This is a genomic window from Paenibacillus sp. J31P316 (genome assembly GCF_056269105.1).
In genome coordinates, this window is the sequence record NZ_JBWDNI010000001.1 from 395,323 (window position 1) to 414,401 (window position 19,079).

The 19,079-nt window shown below is 55.0% G+C and carries 19 protein-coding genes; 2 read left to right on the forward strand and 17 right to left on the reverse strand.

Annotated elements, in window-relative coordinates:
- Positions 1-22 precede the first annotated feature (22 nt).
- The 10 genes from AC0YNU_RS01680 to pdhA all read right to left on the reverse strand — a co-directional run bounded on the left by AC0YNU_RS01680 (position 23) and on the right by pdhA (position 10,366).
- Positions 23-1,147 (reverse strand): hypothetical protein, encoded by a 1,125-nt coding sequence (locus AC0YNU_RS01680; RefSeq protein ID WP_475752580.1) that lies wholly within the window; start codon positions 1,145-1,147, stop codon positions 23-25.
- A 55-nt stretch (positions 1,148-1,202) separates the two neighbouring features.
- On the reverse strand, positions 1,203-1,520 hold the full coding sequence (locus AC0YNU_RS01685; RefSeq protein WP_475752581.1) for a hypothetical protein: 318 nt from the start codon (positions 1,518-1,520) through the stop codon (positions 1,203-1,205).
- Between the two features lie 86 nt (positions 1,521-1,606).
- On the reverse strand, positions 1,607-3,094 hold the full coding sequence (locus tag AC0YNU_RS01690; protein ID WP_475752582.1) for a glutamate synthase subunit beta: 1,488 nt from the start codon (positions 3,092-3,094) through the stop codon (positions 1,607-1,609).
- 204 nt (positions 3,095-3,298) lie between these two features.
- Positions 3,299-3,796, reverse strand: coding sequence for a dihydrofolate reductase (locus AC0YNU_RS01695; protein ID WP_475752583.1), 498 nt, complete (start codon positions 3,794-3,796; stop codon positions 3,299-3,301).
- A 42-nt stretch (positions 3,797-3,838) separates the two neighbouring features.
- Positions 3,839-4,801, reverse strand: a complete 963-nt coding sequence (locus AC0YNU_RS01700; protein ID WP_475752584.1) for a thymidylate synthase — start codon at positions 4,799-4,801, stop codon at positions 3,839-3,841.
- A 41-nt stretch (positions 4,802-4,842) separates the two neighbouring features.
- The gene (locus AC0YNU_RS01705) at positions 4,843-5,331 is read right to left on the reverse strand and encodes an acyl-CoA thioesterase (protein ID WP_475752585.1); all 489 of its coding nucleotides are present in this window, start codon (positions 5,329-5,331) and stop codon (positions 4,843-4,845) included.
- Between the two features lie 139 nt (positions 5,332-5,470).
- Entirely contained in the window at positions 5,471-6,886 is a 1,416-nt protein-coding gene (gene lpdA / locus AC0YNU_RS01710; RefSeq protein ID WP_475752586.1) for a dihydrolipoyl dehydrogenase, read from the reverse strand.
- A 4-nt stretch (positions 6,887-6,890) separates the two neighbouring features.
- The gene (locus AC0YNU_RS01715) at positions 6,891-8,222 is read right to left on the reverse strand and encodes a dihydrolipoamide acetyltransferase family protein (protein WP_475752587.1); all 1,332 of its coding nucleotides are present in this window, start codon (positions 8,220-8,222) and stop codon (positions 6,891-6,893) included.
- Positions 8,223-8,279: 57 nt separating this feature from the next.
- Positions 8,280-9,257, reverse strand: coding sequence for an alpha-ketoacid dehydrogenase subunit beta (locus AC0YNU_RS01720; protein ID WP_475752588.1), 978 nt, complete (start codon positions 9,255-9,257; stop codon positions 8,280-8,282).
- Positions 9,258-9,298: 41 nt separating this feature from the next.
- Positions 9,299-10,366 (reverse strand): pyruvate dehydrogenase (acetyl-transferring) E1 component subunit alpha, encoded by a 1,068-nt coding sequence (gene pdhA / locus AC0YNU_RS01725; protein WP_475752589.1) that lies wholly within the window; start codon positions 10,364-10,366, stop codon positions 9,299-9,301.
- Between the two features lie 282 nt (positions 10,367-10,648).
- On the opposite strand from pdhA, the gene AC0YNU_RS01730 reads away from it, so the two are divergent.
- The gene (locus AC0YNU_RS01730; protein WP_475752590.1) at positions 10,649-11,389 is read left to right on the forward strand and encodes an alpha/beta hydrolase; all 741 of its coding nucleotides are present in this window, start codon (positions 10,649-10,651) and stop codon (positions 11,387-11,389) included.
- 72 nt (positions 11,390-11,461) lie between these two features.
- Here AC0YNU_RS01730 and AC0YNU_RS01735 read toward each other — a convergent pair whose 3' ends face one another.
- Complete coding sequence (locus AC0YNU_RS01735) at positions 11,462-11,950, reverse strand: low molecular weight protein-tyrosine-phosphatase (protein ID WP_475752591.1); 489 nt, start codon at positions 11,948-11,950, stop codon at positions 11,462-11,464.
- A complete protein-coding gene (locus tag AC0YNU_RS01740; RefSeq protein WP_475753920.1) occupies positions 11,947-12,642 on the reverse strand; it encodes a trimeric intracellular cation channel family protein in 696 nt (231 codons plus the stop codon). Before AC0YNU_RS01740 ends, AC0YNU_RS01735 begins: the two co-directional genes overlap by 4 nt.
- A 227-nt stretch (positions 12,643-12,869) precedes the next feature.
- Here AC0YNU_RS01740 and AC0YNU_RS01745 point away from each other — a divergent pair, with 227 nt between their 5' ends.
- Positions 12,870-13,511 carry a thiamine diphosphokinase gene (locus AC0YNU_RS01745; RefSeq protein WP_475752592.1) on the forward strand — a complete coding sequence of 214 codons (642 nt, stop codon included), beginning with the start codon at positions 12,870-12,872 and terminating at the stop codon, positions 13,509-13,511.
- A 29-nt stretch (positions 13,512-13,540) separates the two neighbouring features.
- Here AC0YNU_RS01745 and AC0YNU_RS01750 read toward each other — a convergent pair whose 3' ends face one another.
- The 5 genes from AC0YNU_RS01750 to AC0YNU_RS01770 form a co-directional block, all read right to left on the reverse strand.
- The gene (locus tag AC0YNU_RS01750; protein WP_475752593.1) at positions 13,541-15,541 is read right to left on the reverse strand and encodes an endonuclease MutS2; all 2,001 of its coding nucleotides are present in this window, start codon (positions 15,539-15,541) and stop codon (positions 13,541-13,543) included.
- Between the two features lie 431 nt (positions 15,542-15,972).
- Positions 15,973-16,746, reverse strand: a complete 774-nt coding sequence (locus tag AC0YNU_RS01755; RefSeq protein ID WP_475752594.1) for an MBL fold metallo-hydrolase — start codon at positions 16,744-16,746, stop codon at positions 15,973-15,975.
- Positions 16,747-16,794: 48 nt separating this feature from the next.
- Positions 16,795-17,463 (reverse strand): GNAT family N-acetyltransferase, encoded by a 669-nt coding sequence (locus tag AC0YNU_RS01760; RefSeq protein ID WP_475752595.1) that lies wholly within the window; start codon positions 17,461-17,463, stop codon positions 16,795-16,797.
- Positions 17,464-17,492: 29 nt separating this feature from the next.
- A complete protein-coding gene (locus AC0YNU_RS01765) occupies positions 17,493-18,167 on the reverse strand; it encodes a GNAT family N-acetyltransferase (protein WP_475752596.1) in 675 nt (224 codons plus the stop codon).
- 33 nt (positions 18,168-18,200) lie between these two features.
- Positions 18,201-19,064, reverse strand: a complete 864-nt coding sequence (locus AC0YNU_RS01770) for a carbon-nitrogen hydrolase family protein (RefSeq protein WP_475752597.1) — start codon at positions 19,062-19,064, stop codon at positions 18,201-18,203.
- Positions 19,065-19,079: the final 15 nt, after the last annotated feature.

The following is a 19,079-nucleotide window of genomic DNA, read 5'->3' on the forward strand; positions in this document are numbered from 1 at the left end:
TTTCTGTTTATATACTGTTTCTTTACTGTTTGTTGTCCGTCATAATTTGCGCGGCCATCGCTTTCAAGATGCTGTTCACGCCGGTAGACCAGTTCACGTCCTCCGCGTACTCGCGGTTAATCCATTTGACCGCATCGACGCCGGCCGGCCGTTCAAAGCTTAGGCGGTTGATCGTATTGCCGGCAATTCTCGCCGACTCGTCAATCGTCGTATTGAACGCTTTCCAGCTATAGAAAACATTGAACGGATTGTTGGCGATCTTCCGGGCATTCTTCGCCGTTTTCGGAACGAAGCCCTGTTCTTGGCCCGTAATGGCAAACATCAGCAGCGGATGGATGTCATGCTCCTTCGCAGCCTTCATGATGGCACTGAGGTAGGGTTCTTCGGCCAGCAGCGAGGATTTGGCGCGCAGATAATGAACGAGGCGGCTGCGGTCGACTTCGACAAAACGCAATTGCTCCGGCAGCGCATTCTTCCGCTGAATCACCGATGGTACGGAAGGGGGCTGATGGACGATAGCCGGAGCCGGTGCAATCGCAGCCGGTTCAGGATACAGGAGTTGCCAACCGTAAACGAGCATCGCCGCCGAAAGCACGACCGACATCCCCAAATAAACGGCTGCGTTCAAGCGCCGCTGTTTGGCTGGCAGTGCGGTCGCACTGATGGATGACTTGCTCCAGCTTCGTTCTTCTGCTGCGCCTCCATCTTGCAGTCCGACGGCGCCGATGACCGCATCCCAAGCGGATACGCCTAGCTCCGGAGAAGCGGCAATGCGTTCCCCTTCTTCAATGGCCTCACGAAATAACCGGAGATCGATCTCAGCCGCCAGTACTTTCTCAGCCCAGTCATGCAACGGAAAGAGCACTTCAGGCAGCCCAGTGTCCAGCTTCATGCAGGCTTCGAAGATATGCGATTTGCTCACGGGCATTCCCTTGGCGGTAACCACGTCTCGGAGCAGCGCGCGCATCACCTGCTGCTTCTGTTCCATGGGGAACTCCGGCAATTGGCGCAGCACGATGCGCTGCATCGCGTCCGCCACGATCTCGGCTCGCCGTTCCTTCGGCAGGTCGGCATGTTTATGCTGGACATAATGCCGGATTTTATGAATTTCGGCCCTCGTTAGGACGCCTGCTGCATGGCTGTACAAGACATCGCCTCCTGAACAACAAAGCTATCAGGAACATTTTACCACAGGTAGTCTATTATTGGGCTGCTAGATTTGCGATGGAGGCTTGCATGCCTTCGCTCTCGATAAAGGTGCGAATTTGCTCCTTCTCGTCGCTCGTAAATTGAAACTCGCAGTCCGTTCCTTCATCCAGCGGAACAATTTGAGCGATGGCACCGCCATGCGTGCAAATCACGAGTACCGTCAGATCGGTAAGTTCCACCGGAACCGGTGTCGCTTCGTTGACTTCGATTGAAAGTTCAATGTCGATCCACTGGTTATCGCGCCGCTCCATTCGAGGCTTGAAGGATACGAACTTCAATTGCGTTATCGTCTCGGAACCATATTGTATCATGAATGCCCTCTCCTCACTTCGGACTGATAACGAAACAAAAAGCGCCCGAAGGCGCTTTGCATTATTGATGTGGTTGAATAATCGGTTTACGGAAGCATCGAAGTGCCCATCAGATAACGGTCCACTTCACGCGCTGCTTCACGGCCTTCGTTGATCGCCCAGACGACCAAGCTTTGTCCGCGGCGCATATCTCCGGCTGCGAAAACTTTCTCCACGCTTGTTTTATATTTGCCATAAGCCGCTTTCACGTTGGAACGGCGGTCTTGTTCCAGGCCCAGCTTCTGGATCAACGTATTCTCAGGTCCTTCGAAGCCGACCGCGATCATCACGAGATCAGCTGGCCATATTTTCTCCGTACCCGGAATTTCTTTGTATACCTTACGTCCAGTCTCATCTACCGTACGTTCGATTTGAACCGTATGCAGCTCTTTCAAGTTGCCATTGCCGTCGCCAACGAATTTCTTCGTCAACACGGAGAATGCGCGAGGGTCTTCGCCGTACAGCGCGCGCGCCTCTTCTTGCGCATAATCCAATGTGTACACGTTCGGGAATTGCGGCCATGGGTTCTTGTCGTTGTCGCGCGTCAATGGAGCTTTGGCATGCGTGCCGAATTGCGTGACGGTTTTGCAGCCATGACGAAGCGCCGTTGCTACGCAGTCCGTACCCGTGTCGCCGCCGCCGATCACGATGACGTCTTTGCCTTCCGCATTGATGTAGTTGCCGTCTTCCAGATTGGAATCGAGATAGCTCTTGATCGTGCCGTTCAAATAGTCCATCGCCATATGAACGCCATTCAGATCGCGGCCTTCGATTTCAACGTCACGAGCCTTCGTGGCACCGCCGCAAAGAACGACTGCATCAAACTCGTTCATCAGCTGTTCTGCAGGAACGTTCGAGCCGACTTCCGCGTTCGTCACGAACGTAATGCCTTCCGCTTCCAGCAGGTCAACGCGGCGCTGGACGACATGCTTCTCCAGCTTCATCGTTGGAATACCGTACGTCAGCAGTCCGCCGATACGGTCAGCGCGCTCGTATACGGTTACCGTATGACCGGCTTTGTTAAGCTGCGCCGCGGTAGCAAGACCGGCAGGGCCGGAACCGACAACGGCTACTTTCTTGCCCGTACGCATGAGAGGCGGCTGCGGTACGACCCAGCCTTCCTCGAAGCCTTTGTCGATAATGGCGGATTCGATCGTTTTGATGGTAACGGCGTCGCCGATCAAACCGACGGTACAGGAGCCTTCGCATGGCGCCGGGCATACGCGTCCGGTAAATTCCGGGAAATTGTTCGTTTTGTGCAAACGATCAAGCGCTTCGCGCCACAGTCCGCGATAGATAAGATTATTCCATTCCGGGATCAGGTTGTTGACCGGGCAGCCCGAAGTTCCGCCCGTCATTTCAATACCTGTATGGCAGTACGGCGTGCCGCAATCCATGCAGCGTGCGCCTTGCGTTCTTAGTTGATCTTCGTTGAAATGCTTATGAAATTCATTCCAATCCTTAATCCGTTCAAGCGGATCACGATCAGCTGGCAATTCGCGTTTGTAGTCCATAAATCCTGTAGGTGTAGACATGATTGCTTCCTCCATCCATTATCCCGTTGCCGAATGCACGTAATCTCTCTAAAACTATATCGAGAATACCATGATTATTCAATATCAAACTTTCCCATAACTATTTACAATATAGTAGCAATAAGGTCCCATTCATTAAATGGATTTTCCGTACAATCATTTGCACTTTGTGACATGATATTCGTCTTTTGGCCATAATGCGAATCAGCGCTGCGGCTTTATCCTGACATAAGTAACGATTGTAAAGTCATATGCATTTTTCTCGTCTTTCGCATGATCCTCGCGACTCTCGGCATGCCACTGCGCATCGTCGAACATCGGGAATCTTGCGTCACCCTCGATCTTCGCATCCACTTCCGTAAGCAGCAGCTTGTCCGCGAGCGGGAGGAATTGCGCGTAGATCTCCGCGCCGCCAATAATCATCAGCTCGTCTTCCCCGCCCAAGACAGCAATCGCTTCTTCGACGGAATGCACCGTCTCGGCGCCCTCCGGTCTATAGTCACCGCTGCGCGTCAACACGACGTTCCGTCTGTTCTTCAGCGGACCGCCGAACGATTGAAAAGTTTTCCTGCCCATGATGACCGTCTTGCCCGTCGTGGAGCGCCGAAAATGCGCCATCTCGGCCGGCAGATGCCAGGGCATTCCGTTATCGATGCCGATGACACGGTCCTGAGCCATCGCGGCAATCATCGTAATTTTCATTGGCCAGACACGCTCCCTTTCATCAGCTGCACGATTCCAAGCTTATACCGCAACAGGCGCTTTAATAGAAGGATGCGGCGCATAACCTTCCACGCTGACATCCCCGACCTCATAATCGAACGCGGACGCAACGTCAGGATTCAGCTTGAGCGTCGGCAAATCCCTAGGCTCGCGGCTGAGCTGCAGATCGATTTGTTCCAAATGGTTCAAATAAATGTGCGCATCCCCGATCGTATGCACGAACTCTCCGACTTCCAGTCCGCATTCCTGCGCGATCATATGCGTAAGCAGCGCATAGCTGGCGATATTGAACGGGATGCCAAGGAAGATATCCCCGCTGCGTTGATAGAGCTGGCAGGACAGCTTATTGTCAGCTACGTAGAATTGGAACAACGTATGGCACGGCGGCAGCGCGGAGCGCTGCGGCGTCGCGTCTTCCGGCGACCATGCCGTCACGATCAAACGCCTGGAATCCGGATTCTTCTTGATCTCCGCGATGACGTTCTTCAGCTGGTCGATCGTCTCCCCTTGCGACGTTTCCCACCTGCGCCATTGCTTCCCGTACACGTTGCCGAGATCGCCGTATTCGGCCGCGAACCGATCATCGTTCAGAATCCGATCGACGAAGAGCTTCTCCTGCTCCTGATACAGTGCGTTGAATGCCTCGTCCTGCTGCGAGCGCAGCCCGAAATTCGTCATGTCGGGACCGTCATAGGCGTCGCTTTCCACCCATTTCTTGAACGCCCATTCGTTCCAAATGTTGTTCTTGTGCTGCAGCAGGTAGCGAATGTTCGTGTCGCCCTTCATGAACCATAGCAGCTCGCTCGCGATCAGTTTCATCGGCACCCGCTTGGTCGTCAGGAGCGGAAATCCCGCCTGCAGATCAAAGCGCATTTGATAGCCGAAAACAGACAAGGTCCCCGTGCCGGTCCTGTCTTCCTTCTTCGAGCCATTGGCCAAAACATGCCGAAGCAGATTCAAATATTGCTCTTCGTTCGTACTCAACAAATTTCACTCCTGCCAGCCACATAGTAACTCTTAGTTTATCACTTCTTGTCGATTCTGTCCTGCTTTCGCTGCATGCGAAGTTCATAACGGGCAGGTGCCGAGCTGTGAAGCGCCTCTTCCTCCGGCGTTTGGGGAATGATGGATGCGACAGGCCTTGGCCTGTTATTCTCATCCAGGGCGACGAACGAGAAAAAGGCGGTTACCGCCGTTCTCCGCTCCCCCGTATAGACGTTCTCCGTCTCTACTTTCACATAGATTTCCATGGAGCTTCGGTGCGTCCATGTCACGAATGCTTCCACGTCGATCACATCGCCGACCCGAATCGGAGCCACGAAATCCAGGCTGTCGGTCGATGCCGTCACCACGGGTCCCCTTGCGTGCCGCATGCTGGTAATCGCCGCGATCTTGTCCATGTACTCCATGACCTTGCCGCCGAACATCGTGCCGTGATAATTCGTATCCGACGGGAAAATAAGCTGCATCATGGAAGAACGGGATTCGTTCGTTGATTTGCTGTTCTCGGACATTGCCGTTCACCATCCTTCGTTATGTAAGCCAATAAGAGAACCTCGAGCTATGTAAAAAGAGGCCCGCCTGCAGAACTGCTGCGGCGTGACCTCTCGCTCATATTCGTATTACCTTATTCGTTTGTGCAACGATCGGTGATTATTTCGCGATGGCGTGGATCGGATGGCCAAGAGCCATCTCGACCGCATCCAGCACGATCTCGCCGAGCGTCGGATGAGCATGGATCGTAAGGGCGATATCTTCGAGCGTCGCGCCCATCTCGATTGCAAGACCCAGCTCCGCGATCATGTTGGACGCTTCGATACCGGCGATTTGCGCGCCCAGTACCAGACCGTTGTCTGCGTCCGCGATGATTTTAACGAAACCTTCTTTTACGCCGAGCGACAATGCGCGTCCATTGATGTTGAACGGGAATTTGCCCACTTTGACGTTGTGGCCTATTTCTTTCGCTTCCTTCTCGCTGTAGCCCACGCTGGAGCATTCAGGATCGGAGAAAACGACGAGCGGGATGCATTTGTAATCGATCGTGCTAGGTTGTCCGGCAATAACTTCAGCCGCGACGCGGCCTTCGTACATCGCTTTGTGCGCAAGCGCAGGTCCTGCGATGATGTCGCCGATCGCGAAGATATGCGGAATGCTCGTACGGCATTGCTCGTCGACTTCGATCAGACCGCGGTCCGATACCTTCATGTTGATCAGATCAAGACCAAGCTCGCCGTCCGTATTCGGACGACGTCCTACCGTGACGAGCAGGTAGTCTGCCGTAACTTGCTTGTCTTCGCCGCCAACGGTATACGTAACCGTTACGTCTTTGTCCGTTTGCTCAGCGCTCTTCGCCTGGGCACCGGTTACGATTTCGGCTTTCGCCGCTTTCAGCTTCTTCGCCACGAGCGAGGACATGTCGGAATCGAAGCCCGGCAGAATGCTGTCGGAGCCTTCGATAATCGTCACTTGCGTACCGAATTTCGAGTACATTTGACCAAGCTCGATGCCGATGTAGCCGCCGCCGATAACGACGAGGCTCTTCGGAATTTCAGGCAGCGACAACGCGCCCGTGGAAGACACGATGCGTCCGCCGTAAGGGAATGCCTTCAGCTCGATCGGACGCGAACCTGTAGCGATGATGCAGTTCTTGAAGCGGTAACGAGGCGCTTCTTGGTCATTGAAGACACGCGCTTCGTTCTCGTTGATGAACATCACTTCGCCGGCAAAGTATTGGATCTTGTTCGCTTTCAGAAGCGAAGCTACGCCGCCCGTCAATTTCTTGACGACGCCGTTCTTGAACTCCTGAACCTTGCTCCATTCCACCTTCACATCGGAAGCGGTGATGCCGAATTCCGAAGCGTGGCTGATGGATTCATATTGATGGGAAGCGGAGATGAGTGCTTTGGACGGGATACAACCCACGTTCAAGCACACGCCGCCTACATATTGTTTATCCACGACAAGTACGTTTTGACCAAGCTGCGCTGCACGAATAGCTGCAACGTAACCCCCTGGTCCCGCACCGATGACTAGCAAATCGATATCGAGTGAAGCGTCGCCTACGACCATGGTTTTAGACCTCCATTACAAGTAATTGCGGATCAGCAAGCAGCTGTTTGATGTAGTTCATGAAGTTTTGAGCTGTCGCGCCGTCAATCAGACGGTGGTCAAAGCTTAGGGACAGAGCCATGACATGGCCTGCAACGATTTCGCCGTTCTTGACGACCGGTTTCTCGGAAATGCGGCCTGTGCCGAGGATCGCGACTTCAGGGAAGTTGATGACCGGCGTGAAGAACATGCCGCCCGCGGATCCGATGTTCGTGATGCTGATCGTGCTGCCTCTCATCTCTTGCGCGCTCAGCTTGCCGTCGCGCGCTTTGACTGCGAGGTCACGAATGGCGTCAGCGACCATCCATACGTTCTTGCGGTCCGCATCCGGGATAACGGGAACGACCAATCCGTTGTCCGTATCCGTAGCGATACCGATGTTGTAGTATTTCTTGTAGACGATTTCTTGCTTCTCTTCGTCCAGCATCGCGTTCATGATCGGGAACTGACGGCAAGCCGCTACGAGTGCTTTTACGATAAACGGCAGGTAAGTCAGCTTGACGCCTTTCTTCTCGGCCAGCGGCTTCGCTTTAGCGCGAAGCTCGACGAGCGCCGTTACGTCCACTTCGTCCATGATCGTAACATGAGGCGCCGTGTAGACGGATTTAACCATCGCGTTCGCGATCGCTTTGCGAATGCCTTTGAACGGCACGCGCTCTTCGGCACGGTCGCCGACAGGCGCTGTCGCTGCCGAAGGAGCAGCTTTGGCTTCGCTAGGAGCCGTTTCCGGTGCTTGGCCAGCAGGCGTGCCGGCTGGAGCCGCGCCGCCGCCCGATGCGAATGCCGAAATGTCTTCGCGCGTAATGCGTCCGTTCTTGCCGGAGCCCGATACGGTTGCAATATCAACGCTTTGTTCGCGAGCGAACTTTCGAACGCTTGGCGTAGCTAGTACAAGTCCGCCTGCCGGCTTCGAAGCCGGTGCTGGGGCTGCCGCCGCTGGTGCTTCTGCCTTAGGGGCCTCGGCCTTAGGAGCTTCGACGACTTTCGTAGCTTCCGCAGCCGGTGCCGGCGCGCTGTGACCGCCGCCTGCCGGTGCTGCCTGCTCAGGCACTTCGCCTTCGGCATCGATGACTGCGACAACGTCGCCCACGTGGCAAACCTGTCCGTCCTTCACAAGCACTTCGAGCACTTTGCCGTTCACAGGACAAGGAACCTCGACGATCGCCTTGTCGTTCTGCACTTCCATGATGATATCTTCATCCGTTACCGTATCGCCGGGCTTGATATGCATTTTAACGATTTCGCCTTCATGCAAGCCTTCGCCCAACTCCGGGAAACGATACTCAAACTTTGCCACGTCCCGTGACCTCCTTCCAGGTCTCACAACCTGCCCAATTGTCGTCCAGCGATGCAATTAAAAGTTAATGACTTGGTTAGCGGCCTTCACGATACGTTCCACGTTCGGAAGCCAGCTGTCTTCGATTTGAGCGTATGGATACACCGTGTCCGGACCTGTAACGCGAAGTACCGGCGCTTCCAGGTGAAGGATGGCATGCTCGTTGATTTGCGCGATGATTTCAGCTGCGGCACCGGAAGTTTTCTGCGCTTCTTGAACCACGATGGCGCGGTTTGTTTTCTGGATGGAAGCGACGATCGTCTCGATGTCGAGCGGAAGCAGCGTGCGCAAGTCGATGACTTCGGCTTTGACGCCGTTCTTCTCGAGCTCGTCGGCGGCTTTCATTGCCGTGTGCACCATCAAGCCGTAAGCGATGATCGTGACGTCGGCGCCTTCGCGAACGATGTTCGCTTTTCCGATTTCAACGGTATAGGCCTCTTCGGGCACGTCTTGGCGGAAAGCATGGTAGAGGTTCAAGTGTTCCATGAAGAACACCGGATCGTTGTCGCGGATGGCTGCCACGAGAAGACCTTTGGCATCGTACGGGTTCGAAGGCACGATGACCTTGATACCCGGCGTTTGGATAGCCAAGCCTTCGAGCGAGTCCGTGTGCAGCTCGGCTGCTTTAACGCCGCCGCCGAAAGGCGTGCGGAATACGATCGGCGAGTTGTAACGGCCGCCGGAACGGTAACGCATGCGCGCGGCTTGCACGAACATTTGGTCGAGTGCTTCATAGATAAAACCGACGAATTGGATTTCTGCTACCGGACGGAAGCCTTGAAGGCCCATGCCGACAGCCATGCCCGCGATCGCGGATTCCGCCAGCGGCGTATCGAATACGCGCTCTTCGCCGAATTCGCCCTGCAGTCCTTCCGTCGCGCGGAATACACCGCCGACTTTACCGACGTCTTCACCGAAGACGATTACGTTCGGATCGTTCTTAAGCTCCACGCGCATTGCATCGCGGATCGCTTCTTTCATATTCATTTGAGCCATTGTCGCGAGTTCCTCCTTAGCTTGCATCTATATGCATCCCATTATTGAAAATCGGCTTTTTGCGCTTCCAAATAAGCTGGCGTCGTCTCGAACATGGAGTCGATCAAACCGCCGACCGTCATTTTATCCGTCGCTTCCGCTTTTTTGATGTGTTCGTTAACCGTTGCTTTCGCTTCCTCTTTCACGCGGGCCGTGTCATCTTCCGTCCACAGGCCTTTCTTCTCGAGGAATTTGGCGAAGCGCGTAATCGGATCCTTCAGGCTCCATTCGCCTTCTTCGTCCTTCGTGCGGTATTTCGACGTATCATCCGCCATGGAGTGCGGACGGAAACGGTAAGTGAGCATCTCGATCAGCGTCGCGCCTTCGCCGTTGCGGCCGCGTTCTGCTGCTTCGGATACGGCTTTGATGACAGCCAGTACGTCCATGCCGTCGACTTGCACGCCGCGCACGCCTGCAGCCAGCGCTTTATGGGCGATGGATTGCGCGGCCGTTTGCTTCGCGAACGGCGTCGTGATGGCATAGCCGTTATTTTGCACAACATAGATAACAGGGAGCTTGAATGCGCCCGCGAAGTTCAAGCCTTCGTAGAAATCGCCCTCAGAGGAACCGCCGTCGCCCGTGTACGTGATCGCAACGCGTTTCTCGCCTTTTTTCTTAAAGGCCATCGCTACGCCGGTCGCGTGCAGGATTTGAGCGCCGATGATGATTTGCGGCATAAGAACATGAACGCCTTCCGGAATTTGTCCGCCGTGCTGATGACCGCGGGAATAAAGGAATGCTTGGTACAAAGGCAGGCCGTGCCATACGATTTGGGGCATGTCGCGGTAGCCGGGGCATACGAAATCGTCTTTGTTCAAGGCGTATTCGCTGCCGACCATCGAAGCTTCCTGGCCGGACACCGGCGCGTAGAAACCAAGGCGGCCTTGGCGGCCCAGATTCACTGCGCGCTCATCCCATGTGCGTGTAAAGACCATGCGGTACATAATTTCTTTTAATTGTTCGTCGGTCAAATTCGGCATGTAAGCCTCATTTACGACTTCTCCTTCAGGAGACAAAACGGAAAGCGGGGTTACCGGTTCCGCATGAACTTCGTAAGGCAGCTTGCTCATTATTGTTCACCTCAGTTGAATATTTGAAAAAACGAGTAGCTCTGTTATAGAATGATTATAAACCTGTTTAACCGTAATGGTCAAAGCATAAAGCACCAAAAACCGCTGAACTCGGCAATATTTTCTCTATAATCCTGCTAAATTGTATATGTAACAGATATTACTCATTACTAGTACAGCATAATACAACAGCACGGAAAACCCGCGGCCACGCCGAACTAGCCTCCCTTTTGTTTACCCAATCCATTCCTAATCCATGCAAGCGAAAGGAGATTTCATCTCATGACGGATGAACGTTATTTAAAGAGAACGATCGTGAAAGAAGTCGTATCGAGCCGTTATTTGCCGGAAGGCTCCCGTAATCTCCGCGTCTATTTGCCGCCTGGCTACAACGAGCTTCTAAGCTATCCGGTCGTTTACTGCCAGGATGGCGAGCAGTTTTTCAACTTCGGCCGCATCGCGACGACGGCCAATCAGCTTATCCTGGACGAGGGCATCGAGCCCTTCATCATCGTCGGCGTCGATGTCGATCTCCAGCATCGCACGAGCGAATATTCGCCTAACGGCGATCGGCATCAGGCGTATGTGTCTTTCTTCGGCGAGGAATTGATTCCTTTTATTGAAGATAAGTATCCGATCCGCCGCGAATCGGAATCTCGGATTCTGGCAGGCGACTCGCTCGGAGGCTCCGTCAGCTTCCATATCGCCTTGGCGTTCCCCAATTTATTCCATCAAATTATTGCCCTGTCCGGCGCCTTTTATCCCGCAACGCGAAAAATCGCCGAAGCGACAAGCGATCTGAGCGCGTTGGTTCTCTATATGATCGTCGGCCTGCAGGAGACCGCATTCAAATCCGACCATGGCGTCTACGATTTCGTCGAGATGAACCGGGAAATGCGCGCCATCCTGGAAAGCAAAGGCGCATCGACGATCTATGGCGAGCATGACGGCGATCATGTTTGGGGCTTCTGGCAGCCGTACATTCCCGAAGCGCTGCGGTGCTTCCTGCAGTCGGAGAGCTGATCACATTACGAAAAAAGCAGCGCAGCTTCCCGCGGGAAGCGCGCTGCTTTTCGTTTTCTCGGACTTGACCTGCTAGACTTGGACTTGGTCGGGATGCTCTTCCCTGATTCTGTCCAGCAGCCTGTCGCAGCCTTCGGCGACAAGCCCGTACACCTCTTCGAAATTGCCCGTGTAATACGGATCCGGTACGTCGTCGCTCTCATGCGTCGGAAGCAAATCCATGAACTTGAATACCTTCGCGTTGTTGTCCGCCTTGCTTCCGAACACTTGCCTGACGTCGCGTTCGTTGTTTCTGTCCATGCATACGATATAATCGAATTGGCTAAAATCATCCAGCAGCACCTGGCGCGCACGAATGCCTTCGTACGAAATGCCATGGTGATCCAGCAGCGCCCGCGTTCCTTCGTGCGGCGGCTTGCACAGATGCCAATCTCCCGTTCCCGCGGAATCCGTCTCGATCCGCTCTTCCAGTCCCAACGCCTTCAAACGATCGCGGAATACCGCTTCCGCCATCGGCGAACGGCATATATTGCCGAGACACACAAACAATACTCGAATCATTGCCGTTCTCCTTCCTTAAGCTCTAATTGCTCGTTCATCTTCGCGGCAGCGGCCGCCCGATTCTCATCCTCGAAGACGGACTGCGAAAGCGCGTACTTGAGCGACCTCCGCGGCAGCCGCCAGCCGTAATGAACGGACAACATGCGGAACAAGGTGACGATCGCGAACAAGACAAGCAATTCCACCGGCGATTTGAACCAGCCGAGTCCGATGACGGCACCTGCGCCCAAAGCCCACACCGCATAGATCTCGTCCCGCAGCACGAGCGGCTTTCGTCCCGCCAGCACGTCGCGGATCATGCCTCCGCCGATACCCGTCAGCATCGCGGCGACCATGACCGCGCTGAGCGGATATTTGCCCGTTGCGTACAACGCGCCTTGAATCGCGAATGCCGACAGGCCGATGGCATCGAAGAACGCCTCGCTTTTCTTCCACGTGCGAATCCATTTCAGCGGAAGAACAAAGGCGACGGTCATCGCGATGACAGCCGTCTTCAGCAGCATGCCCTGCGTCCAAATCGTCGGAATCGGCACGCCGATCAACAAATTGCGAATGACGCCGCCTCCGAAGGCAGTGACCAGCCCCAGTACGTACACGCCCAAAATATCGTACTCTTCTTCCATCGCGACGATCGCGCCGCTCACTGCGAACGCGATCGTGCCGATAATGCTGAAAACCGTAAAAATGTCCATATCCATCGCCGCATTCATCTCATGTTGCCTCCGCCAGTTCCGCGCTATTCTTAAATCCTTACTCATTTTAGCCGTGGCCGCCGCATTGTTCAAGCGTAAGTTTGCTTAGAGGCGATCGTCTGCGCTTGCGATAACCGCATTGTTACGATGTATGGTCAACCGCTCCTATCGGAAGTATACTGGCTAAAGCAATCATCGTACAGAAAAGAAAGGCGGCATCGTCAGCAATGAAAGATAGACGCATCATCATCGTAACAGGCGGCCGATTGGGAGAATGGGCCATCCCGTTCATCGGACCGGACGACTATATCATTGGCGCGGATGCCGGCGCGTTATTTCTCGTGCAGCACGGCATCCGGCCGGATATCGCGCTCGGCGACTTCGATTCCGTAACCGCCGAAGAACTGGACTTGATTCGCCGGTCCAGCGGCGAAACGCATGACTACGACCCCATCGACAAGGACTACACGGATACCGAGCTTGCATGGCGTCTGGCAGTGGACAAGAAGCCGAGGGAGATTGTCATGGTCGGCGCACTCGGTACGCGGTTCGACCATACATTGGCGAACGTGCATCTGCTCCGCTTCGCCGCGCGCGCGAATGTTCATGCTTGCTTGGCGGACGAGCATAACCGCATTCGTCTCGTAACCCGGGAGCTGCGAATGGCGGATCAAGGCTTTTCCTACATCTCGCTGCTTCCGCTCTCGGAAACGGTGACCGGCATTACGCTGACAGGCTTTCAATACCCGCTTCGCGACGCGACGATCGAGATCGGTCAATCGATCGGCATCAGTAATCGCTTGCTGGAACGCGAAGGCCTGATTCAGATTGAAGACGGTTTATTGCTCGTTATTGAAAGCCGGGATTAATATGGCGCTGTGCCTGTATTGCACAGGCTTCAGCTGTCCTTCTCCTCCTCCGGCGTAACGATCGTTACGCCGGGGGCGTATTTCCTCCCCATCAGCTTGCGTTTCTTCCTGTTCTCTTTCGACTCGAAGACGATATCCATATCGTAATCGCCCCCTGGATACAACTCCGCGCTCGGGATATAGAGCGACAGCCGCTTCCGGTTGAAGGTCATCTTGGTCTTCTGCACCTGCACGACGATGTCTCCTCGTTCGTCCGCCGCACGGTACACGATGCCAGTCCGTTTGAGCGGATATATCCACACGCAGTCCCCGATCTCGAACGGGCGTTTCTTGGGATCCTCCACAGGTTTCTCCATGTTCTCAGCTGTTGTCTCGGCCGTTTGCCTGGACGATGATGAGTTGGCTTTCACCGTCCGTTGCTGCTTCTTTCGCTCCGGCAGTACGGCTTTATTCTCGTTTTCAGCTACATTAGTATCAAACTCTCCAGTTGCACCTGTTTGCGGCCCATCCCGAATGACACGCTGCTCCGCGCGTTTCACGACGCGCTCAGGCAGTCCGAAACGCCTGGCAATCGCAAACGCATAGCTGTCGCCGGCTTCTCCGACTTCCAGCGTATAGGTCGGCTTCAATGTCTCGGGATCGAAGGCCATCCGCGCATTCGTGCAGGCGGACATCGCAGCGGCGAAACGTTTAATCTCGTTAAAATGCGTGGTAGCCGCCACGAGAGAACCGCGTTCAAGCAGCTCCTCCAGCACCGCGATCGATAAGGCGATGCCTTCGCCGGGATCCGTCCCTGCCGCCAGCTCGTCGAGCAGCAGCAAGGAGCGACCGTTCGCCGAGCGCAGCATGCCGCTCAAGCAATCCATATGCGCGGAGAAGGTGCTGAGCGACTGCTCGATGCTTTGCCCGTCGCCAACATCCGCGAGGACGGTCTCGAAGATTCCGAGCTCCGTTCCCTTGTCGGTGGGCAGCAGCAGACCCGATTGACACATAAGCGCGAAGAGTCCGATCGTCTTGAGTGCGACGGTTTTGCCGCCTGTATTCGGCCCGGTGATGATCAGTTGGCGCCAATCCGCGCCGATTTCGAACGTAAGCGGTACAGCCTTCTCCCCGAGCAACGGATGCCTTGCGCCGGTTAAACGGACATACGGCCGATCCACGACGGCCGGCGCAATGCCGTTGTACGTTCGGGCCAGCTTGCCCCGGGCGAATATAAAATCAAACGTCGCCATCGCTTCCACGTTCCATCGGAACTCGGCGCTGTGCGTTTCCGCGAAGTCCGACAACCGCGATAAAATTTGCGTGCGCTCGCGCTCTTCTTCGCTTTTCCACAGCTGCAATTCCCCTTGCAGGTCGGATACGTCAGCCGGCTCGACGAACAAGGTTTGGCCGCTGGCCGACTCATCCCATACGGTGCCGGGAACCTGCCTGCGAAGCTCGCGCTTGACGGGAATGACGAAACGGCCGTTCCGCTTGCTTACCAGCTGCTCCTGCAGCGCGTTCTTGTATTTGCCCAGCAGCTGATTGATTTTCCGTTCGATCCGATCCTCCGCAGCTGCGATATGGCGGCGAATGTCGGCAAGCTCCGGACTGGCTTGGTCGGTCAATATGCCATGCCGAATACAGCGCGCGAGCTCCTTGACCAATTCCGGACAATCCCGCATCGAATCCGCATACGCGCTGACGGTCGGAGCCGCCATTCGCTTGCCGTCCATATAACGCTTCATTTGCGCTACAGCCGTCAGCCAAGCGGCCAAATGGCCAAGCTCCTGCTCCGTGTAGATCTTCCCCTTACCTAGCAGAGCCATGAATGGCCCGATGCCCTCCATGGCGGAGAGCGGAATGCTGGCACCTGCAGTCAAAAGCGCCGCCGCTTCCTCCGTTTCGTTCAGCCAAGCTTTTACCTGACCAAGCCGAGTGCTCGGCGCCAGCCGTTCGGCGAGTGCTTTTCCCGCATCCGATACGGTGTATTCCACGAGCATCGCTTTGATTTTATAATATTCCAGCGTCGTTAACGTCCTTTGATTCATGGTTGGTATCCATCCTTTTCGCATTAGAATAAAAAAAAACAGGAACGGAAAGCGCATAAACGCATTCCATTCCTGTTTGGGATAACGGTCATCACGCTATGACGGTTTCCCCATTGCGGGCGAACCATAAATAGCATGAAAAAAGCGTGCTCGAAGAGCACGCTCATTAACCGTCCAGCAGGCGGAAATGGGTCATGTTCTTAACTCATTGGCAACGGAAACCGAATTCGCCGATAACAAGTTAAACCTGCGCCATTTGGGCAAGCCGACTCGCATCAAGCCGATTCAATTCCGTTCCTGGAAGCACTTCAGGCCCCAGGTTGTATCCAATTAGAAGTTAAGAACACCGACACGCATCAAAATTTCCCCTTGCTGCATAAAGTTAGCTTTATCATAGCCGCTGACCACCTGAAAAGTCAAGGATCAGGCGCCTACACCGAAATCGTTAATCCCGTGCGCGCGTAAGCCGTTCCCGCAGGCAGACCATAGTCGCGGGTCACGTCGATATCGTGCGACATATGGGTGAACAACGTTCTTCCCGGCTTCAATTGCTCGATCAGCTGCAGCGCTTCCCGGACATCGTACACGGAACGGGTCTTGAAAGGGTATGGCTCCTCGTAGAAGCTCGTTCCCAGGATCAACACGTCCAGCCCGTGAAGCGGCTCAAGCTCCTCGCCTTCCAAGGCGATGGAATCGGAGCAATACGCAAAGCTGCGACCAATGGAACGGTTAGCAAACCGAAATGCGTACGCATGGCCGTTCTTGCCGTGATTGACCTTCCAGCACCGCGTCTCCCATTCTCCGAACGCAAGCGGTCCGTCAATCGGGATAAATTCGATCTGCGAGCCGAGCCAAGGAAAACGCATCAGAATCTCGCGGATCACATCCGGCATCGCGTATGCCTTGCCCTTGCGGCCGAGCCATCTGCACATATCCGCATACTCCGGAAGCCCGGCGATATGATCGAAATGCGCATGCGTGATGAGCAGGGTCACGTTATCTCTTAGACCGGATGCCTCCATGCCTCTACGCCAATCCGGACCGCAATCGATCAGCATCGTGCCGAACGAGGCATCGTCGAGCTGTACGAGCGAGCGAAACCGTCGATTCTCCCCTTCGCCTCTCGCTTCCTCGCAGACGGCGCACGAGCAGTATACCCGCGGCACGCCCATCGCGTCGCCTGTTCCCCAAAAGGTGATATTCATGTCATGCCGTCCCCTTTCCGCACATAGGTCATTTTGCAGGCGTGTCTGTTAAAGCGGAAGAAGCGTCAGCTTATCTTGGCCTTTCAACTGCTCCATCATGGCATACCACTCATCCGGCTTGTTCGGCAACGCCGAGTAATATTGGGTGAGGAACGCGGTGACGAGCGATGCGTCCAGCTCCGTGCGGTCTTCATCCGCCGGAAGGAAGCTTAAGTTAAGTCCGCGGACAGCCGAACCATCCTCTTCCCAAGACGGGTGGACATACGGAAAATCCAGGCGCATATAGCCGATATGGGACAGCACCTCGCGGCGAACGTACGGACTCATCGGATAAATACCGCCGAACTCGTAGGTCGATTGGACGGGATCGTAAATTTCGGCGAACATGCCGATCGACTCCGTTCCGCTTCGTTCCGCCAACCGCTGCAAATCGCGCGAACGATTGCGCAGGAGGAAACGGCCGATTCCGAGGCCGGGCCGGCCAACGATCGTAAAGTCCGTCATCGCGACTCGCATCGCAGGGTAATAACGGTATTCCGTCGTTCCTACGACTTCCCCTTCATGGACGGCGACATACACATGAATGCTTTCGTCTTCAAGCGGAGCCTGCCATTTCTCGTAGGCCAACACTTCCTCGGGCGGAAAGACGGTTTTCATCAGATCGTGCATCTTTGCGAATAACGGATTATCAATGGATTGAATGCGTATGTAGTCCAAGTTTCTCGCTCCTTTAATGGTGTGCTCGGTTATGCTTCGTCCCCTTCATAGAATGGGTTCTTCCACTCCATGAGAGCGGCATAATTGCGGGACTCTTCATCTTCCAAATAATCGGCAGCCGTTCCGACCGGCATGCGTCCGCAGCGCAGCAGGAACGAAACGACTGGATCATTGTACCGTCCCGAGACAACGCCCGACAAGTATTCATCTGGCGAAATCGTATCTGCATAGCGGTGATAACCCGGCATTCTTCCTCCGCCGAGCAGCCGCTTCAATCGTAAATGCACGACCGTCTCATACATGCTCTGCATGAGCCATTTGCCGATTCCGGCTTTGCGCATGCCGGGAACGACGCATATGTCGACGATATACAGCGTGTCGCCATTCGGAGCGTGATTGCGAATATAGCCGCCGTCCGTGATCGTCTCCCAGCTATGAGCGCCGCGGAGCTGTTCCTCGTCTACCTTGAGTCCGGTAATCGAGCCGATCAACCGGCCGTCAAGCTCGGCGCACAGCGCCCCTTCGGGAAACCGCGTCACATGCTCCTTCAGCTGCGATTCGTTCCACCACAACTCGGACGGAAACGGAGGCGGAAAGCATTGCCGCTGGATATCGATCAAATTAGCGAAATCGGTGTACGCATAATTTCGAATGACGATTTCAATCGGTTTGCCGTCGAGGTACACCATCATTTTTTTGTTCATGGCTGCCCTCCTCTCGGGTTCATTGGTCTGTCGTTAAGACCAATCCCCATACAAATCGATGCGACGGTCGCGCCACGTCGTGACGGATCCGGCCGCACGGACATCGTGAAGCAGGCGGACGTCGAGATCCGCGACGACAAGCATGTCGTCGTTGATGACGCCTTCCGTCATGATGCCTGCTGGCGGAAACGGAATGTCGTTCGGCGAAATAACCGCAGCTTGACCGTAATTGGCGCGCATGAAATCGACTTTGCGCAGCGAGCCCACCGTTCCAGTCGTCACGATATACACCTGGTTCTCCACGGCTCTTGCATGGCAGCAGTAACGAACCCGATAGAAGCCGTGCCGGTCGTCGGTGCAGGACGGACAGAAGATGATATCCGCTCCTTTGGCGCGCGCCATGCGGACGATTTCGGGAAACTCGATATCATAGCAGGTCAGCATCGCGATCGTCCCGAACGGCGTATCGAACACGTCCAGGCCTTCTCCCGGCGACATGTTCCATTCTTCGCGCTCCGTCGGCGTCATATGCAATTTCGGCTGTTTCTCCACCCGGCCGTCCGGATAGAACAGATGCGCGGCGTTGTTCAGCTTGCCGTCCGCTACTGCAATGACATGCGTGCCGCCGATAATATGGACGTTATACTCCGCCGCCAGCGCTTGAAAGAGCTCCAAGTAGGCATCCGTAAACGATGGAAGCTGATCAATGGTCAATGCCGCACCTGCCGCATCTCCGATCGAAAGCAGCTGCGTCGTGAAAAATTCCGGGAATAAGATGACCTGCACCCCGTATTCGGACGCATTCCGGACGTAGTGCCGGACCTGAAACGCAAACTGATCAAAGCTCTCGATATCCTCTAGTTTATATTGCACCGCGCATACGCGTATCCCGGTCATGGCCCTCTCCCCTTG

Coding starts and splice junctions, on each gene's coding strand:
- AC0YNU_RS01685 (WP_475752581.1), bottom strand. CDS start 1,520: ATGATACAATATGGTTCCGAGACGATAACGCAATTGAAGTTCGTATCC.
- AC0YNU_RS01690 (WP_475752582.1), bottom strand. CDS start 3,094: ATGTCTACACCTACAGGATTTATGGACTACAAACGCGAATTGCCAGCT.
- AC0YNU_RS01695 (WP_475752583.1), bottom strand. CDS start 3,796: ATGAAAATTACGATGATTGCCGCGATGGCTCAGGACCGTGTCATCGGC.
- AC0YNU_RS01705 (WP_475752585.1), bottom strand. CDS start 5,331: ATGTCCGAGAACAGCAAATCAACGAACGAATCCCGTTCTTCCATGATG.
- lpdA (WP_475752586.1), bottom strand. CDS start 6,886: ATGGTCGTAGGCGACGCTTCACTCGATATCGATTTGCTAGTCATCGGT.
- AC0YNU_RS01720 (WP_475752588.1), bottom strand. CDS start 9,257: ATGGCTCAAATGAATATGAAAGAAGCGATCCGCGATGCAATGCGCGTG.
- pdhA (WP_475752589.1), bottom strand. CDS start 10,366: ATGAGCAAGCTGCCTTACGAAGTTCATGCGGAACCGGTAACCCCGCTT.
- AC0YNU_RS01730 (WP_475752590.1), top strand. CDS start 10,649: ATGACGGATGAACGTTATTTAAAGAGAACGATCGTGAAAGAAGTCGTA.
- AC0YNU_RS01735 (WP_475752591.1), bottom strand. CDS start 11,950: ATGATTCGAGTATTGTTTGTGTGTCTCGGCAATATATGCCGTTCGCCG.
- AC0YNU_RS01740 (WP_475753920.1), bottom strand. CDS start 12,642: ATGGACATTTTTACGGTTTTCAGCATTATCGGCACGATCGCGTTCGCA.
- AC0YNU_RS01745 (WP_475752592.1), top strand. CDS start 12,870: ATGAAAGATAGACGCATCATCATCGTAACAGGCGGCCGATTGGGAGAA.
- AC0YNU_RS01750 (WP_475752593.1), bottom strand. CDS start 15,541: ATGAATCAAAGGACGTTAACGACGCTGGAATATTATAAAATCAAAGCG.
- AC0YNU_RS01755 (WP_475752594.1), bottom strand. CDS start 16,746: ATGAATATCACCTTTTGGGGAACAGGCGACGCGATGGGCGTGCCGCGG.
- AC0YNU_RS01765 (WP_475752596.1), bottom strand. CDS start 18,167: ATGAACAAAAAAATGATGGTGTACCTCGACGGCAAACCGATTGAAATC.
- AC0YNU_RS01770 (WP_475752597.1), bottom strand. CDS start 19,064: ATGACCGGGATACGCGTATGCGCGGTGCAATATAAACTAGAGGATATC.